Genomic DNA, 395 nt, shown 5'->3' on the forward strand with positions numbered 1-395 from the left:
CTGATAACGCCCGAGACTGACCGTGACCGTACCGGCGACTGGGGCAGCAAAAGACGCCCGCAGCACGCCCGTTCGGCTTACCTGAACGCGCTGTTTTCCCAACTGTGCCGGAGGCAGCAGACTGACGGGCAAGGTTAGTTGCAGGCGGGTCTGGTAGCGCCAGCCCAGATAGACACGCAACAGCACCAGCAGGTCGGTATGTAGTTGCCCACCTGGCAGCCAGCCGCGTGCCTCTCCGTCATCTTCGGTATACAGTTTCAGCAGTAACTGGCTGTTAACGTCAGTGCCGGTGTTGCCCAGCAGTGCCCGAGTTTTCAGGCAAATACGCGATCTTTTTGATAAACCCGCAGGTTCAGGCAGGACAATCTGTTGTGGATCGTGCGGTATAACCATCG

Annotated in this window: 1 protein-coding gene; it reads right to left on the reverse strand. The window is 58.2% G+C overall.

The window, feature by feature from the left end:
• Positions 1 to 395 (reverse strand): type VI secretion system baseplate subunit TssG (locus CWM53_RS00055; protein WP_165784989.1); only part of this gene is annotated, 395 nt, incomplete at both ends.

The sequence above is a fragment of the Klebsiella sp. A-Nf5 genome, assembly GCF_002810545.1.
Classification (GTDB): Bacteria; Pseudomonadota; Gammaproteobacteria; order Enterobacterales; family Enterobacteriaceae; genus Klebsiella; species Klebsiella variicola.